This window comes from Hansschlegelia beijingensis (genome assembly GCF_045505405.1).
Taxonomy (GTDB): Bacteria; Pseudomonadota; Alphaproteobacteria; order Rhizobiales; family Methylopilaceae; genus Methylopila; species Methylopila beijingensis_A.
In genome coordinates this window covers 1-1,275 of sequence record NZ_JBJKEX010000537.1, presented here as the reverse complement: position 1 = coordinate 1,275, position 1,275 = coordinate 1, and the positions used below count along the sequence as shown (strand labels likewise).

Sequence of the window (1,275 nt, the reverse complement as noted above, 5' to 3'; positions counted from 1 at the left end):
TCGTAGCGGCGGAAGCCGAGCGAGAAGGCGTGGTCGGCCATCAGATACATGGCCTCTGTGGCCGCAGCGGTGCGGGCGCGCAGATGACGCCGTCCGCCCCGGCGCTCAGCGCATGGCCGACCCGGCGCGCGACGAGCTCTTCGGGCGTGTCCTGAAAGCCGGCCTCCCGTATGTCGGCCGCGTCCCAGGAGGTCAGCACCGTCACGCCAAGGATCTTGAGGCCGCTGTCCCCCCGGCCTTCGACCGCCGCGCGCAGCGTCTGCGGATAGGCGTGAACGGTCAGGAAGGCGGTGCCGAGCCGCGCGACCTGACGCGTGGCCTTCTCCACGGTCGCGCCGATGTCGTGGAGCTTCATGTCCACGAACACCTTCTTGTCGGAGCGCGCCAGGCGCTCCGCCAGCGCGAGCCCGCCCGCCATCACCAGCTCGAAGCCGATCTTGTAGATGGCCACCGAGTCGCCGAGACGGTCGACCATCGATTCGGCCTCGGCCACGGTCGCGACGTCGAGGCCGACGATCAGCCGATCCCTGGGGTCCGCCGGCGTCGGCGCGGCTGCGGCCCGCTCCGTCGCGCTCACGCGAGGGCTCCGGCATGGTGGACGAGCTTCCGCACCACCTCGTCCAGGAAGGCTGACGTGCGCGGCGCCGTGAGGCCGCCATCCTCCGAGAACGCCTCCGCGGCGTTTCCGACGGCGACCATGTCGGGCAGCACCAGCGCCCCGAGCCCGAGCTCCATCATGGCGCGCAGCTGTGTAAGCCCACGGTAGCCGCCGAGAGCGCCGTTCGAGACGGCGCCGAGGGCGAAGACGCGCTGCTTGAAGGCGGGAAGCGGCGGGCGACCTTCGATATTGATCCGCGACATCCAGTCGAAGGTGTTCTTCAGCAGCGGCGTGAAGCTCGCGTTGTATTCGGGGCTGGCGACGAACGCGCCCTGGTGCTCGAGGAAGAGATCGACGAGCCGGCGCGCGGAGTCCGGCACGCCGTCCCGCGCCTGGAGCTCGGCGTCATAGAGCGGCAGCGGGTAGTCCCGCAGCGAAATATGCGTGACCTCGGCTCCCGCGGCGGCAAGCGACCTTGCGGCCGCGCGCGCGAGTTTCTCGTTGATGGACCCGGTCCGGACCGAGCCAGCGAGAACGACGATCTTGGGTGCGGCCATAAGGGGCTCCGTGGCGAGCGGAAGGCGTCGGGCCCCGCGCGCCGACTGCGGTCAGACTGCCGCGGGCGACGCGGACGCAAATTCCGCCGCGAACGTTCTCGACGGCTGGAAAGGCGCGGA

The 1,275-nt window shown here is 70.6% G+C and carries 2 protein-coding genes; both read right to left on the bottom strand.

Annotated elements, in window-relative coordinates; genetic code table 11:
- Positions 1-40 precede the first annotated feature (40 nt).
- Complete coding sequence (pyrF, locus tag ACIKT0_RS18485) at positions 41-577, bottom strand: orotidine-5'-phosphate decarboxylase (RefSeq protein ID WP_407106778.1); 537 nt, start codon at positions 575-577, stop codon at positions 41-43.
- The gene (locus tag ACIKT0_RS18480) at positions 574-1,155 is read right to left on the bottom strand and encodes an NADPH-dependent FMN reductase (RefSeq protein WP_407106777.1); all 582 of its coding nucleotides are present in this window, start codon (positions 1,153-1,155) and stop codon (positions 574-576) included. The genes pyrF and ACIKT0_RS18480 overlap by 4 nt, the downstream gene beginning before the upstream one ends.
- Positions 1,156-1,275: the final 120 nt, after the last annotated feature.